Source organism: Nocardia sp. NPDC058497 (assembly GCF_042720195.1).
GTDB lineage: Bacteria > Actinomycetota > Actinomycetes > Mycobacteriales > Mycobacteriaceae > Nocardia.
On record NZ_JBHXMY010000803.1, the window covers coordinates 1 to 2,142 of the forward strand.

The 2,142-nt window shown below is 70.1% G+C and carries 1 protein-coding gene; it reads left to right on the forward strand.

The features are described from left to right. Window positions 1-127: 127 nt before the first annotated feature. Window positions 128-2,142 (forward strand): SDR family oxidoreductase (locus ACFWPJ_RS31170; protein WP_378856848.1); only part of this gene is annotated, 2,015 nt, incomplete at its 3' end.

The window sequence follows — 2,142 nt, forward strand, 5'->3', positions numbered from 1 at the left end:
GGGGCCGTTCTCTGCGTGGCGGGCCCGCGTTGGCGGGCCCCGCCCTGTTTGCGTCGGGGGGCGGTCCTCCGCGGGCCCCCCCCCCCACTGCCCGGAACTGGAGGAGCTCACTCTCCTCGCGCCGCTCGTGCTCCGGGGGCATGGCGGAGTGCAGATCCAGGTGATCGTCGGTGACGGTGACGAGTCCGGTCGCCGACGGCTCGACATCTACTCGCGCCATGACGAGGACGATCCGTCGGTCCCGTGGGCGCACCATGCGGCGGGCACGGTGAGCCCGAGTAGAGAGTCCGGCGAACCGGAAGGCTCGGCCGACTTCACTCAGTGGCCACCGGCCGGTGCTTCCGAGGTCGGTGTGGCAGGCGCTTACGACGAACTCGCCGACAACGGATACAACTACGGGCCTGCTTTCCAAGGGCTGGTGGCACTCTGGCGCCGGGGCGAGGATCTCTTCGCGGAGGTCGCTCTGCCCGAACAGACCGCCACCCAGGGCTATGGCATCCATCCGGCGCTGCTCGACGCGGCCATGCACGCACTGCCCTTCGGTCTTCCGCGGGGCGTGGACGAGGACACCGAGCGGCCGCCCCTCGTTCCCTTCGCGTGGTCTTCGGTGCGTGTGCACGCCGACGGCGCCCGGCGGGTGCGGGTTCGGTTGACCTGGTCGGATCAGGGGACAATCGCCCTGGCGATGGCCGATTCCGATGGCGCGCCACTGCTTTCCGTGGGGGCGCTCGCGTTGCGCCCGATGTCCACCGACCTGCTCCCGGCCGCAACCCGGTCTTCGCGGGACGCGCTGTACGAGGTCAGTTGGCGGCCCGGTCCGGAGCCGCGATCCGTGGCAGGAGTCTCCTGGGCCGAGTGGGATGCGGCGGAGTCGGCCTCGGTCTTGCTCTTCCGGCCCCCGGTCGACGGCGTGGAGATGCCGGAGCGGCTACGCACGGCCTTGCACCGCACGCTCGGCGTCATCCAGCAGTTCACGCGCGAAGAACGCTATGCCGCAAGCACTCTGGCGGTGATCACCGACTCCACCGACCCGGCATCGGCCGCGGTGTGGGGCCTGGTGCGCGCGGCGCAGGCGGAGAACCCAGGGCGGATCGTGCTCATCGAGGCCGACGCGGAGGCAGCGATGGACCATCTTGTCGCCGCGGCGATGTCGGGCGAACCGGAACTGGCTGTCCACGCGGATGGGGTACGGGTGCCGCGGCTCACTCGTGCCGCGTCCTCCGAATCGGAGCGGCAGGCACCCTGGGATTCCGGGCGGACTGTGCTGATCACCGGTGGTACCGGCGGGATCGGTAGCCACCTCGCCAAGCACCTGGTGAACGCGCACGGTGTGCGGCACCTGCTGCTGGCGGGCAGGCGCGGACCAACCGCCGCCGCGGATCTCATCGAGGAACTCGAAGCTCTCGGCGCCCAGGTTCGCGTAGCCGCCTGCGATGTCACGGACCGTGCTGCGCTGCGAGACCTGCTGGCCTCGATACCCGCGGAGCATCCGCTGGGCGCGATCGTCCACGTGGCGGGCGTTGCCCACAACGGGCTGGTCGACACCTTGACGCCGGAACAGATCGACTACTCCCTCGGTGCCAAGGCCGACGCCGCCTGGTATCTGCACGAGCTCACCCGGGCAGCCGGGCTGTCCGCCTTCGTGATGATCTCCTCGGTGGCAGGCTCGATACTGCCCGCGGGTCAGGGCGGCTACGCGGCGGCCAACCTGTTCCTCGACGCGCTCGCGACTCACCGGCACGCCGAAGGTTTGCCCGCCACCTCGCTCGCCTATGGTCTGTGGGACATCGAAACCGGACTCTCGCAGTGGCTCAGCCAGGTCGACCGGCAGCGTATGCGTCGCCAGGGTCTGCCGCCACTGGCCGCGGACAAGGCGCTCGAATTGTTCGATGCGGCAGTGTCTTCGGACCGTCCGGTGCACGTACCGGTCGAGATCGACCTGGCCGCACTGCGTGCCCGGGACGCGGTGCCCGCGCTGCTGCGCGACTTGGCCAAGCGGATCGGGCGGCGGCAGAGCACCGGAACACAGGATGCGGGTGTGGTCCGCCGGCGACTGGCACAACTGTCCGAGCCAGAACAGGAACAGTGGCTCCGGACGCACATCCTCGAGAACGCGGCGAGACTGCTGGGACATGAGAGCGC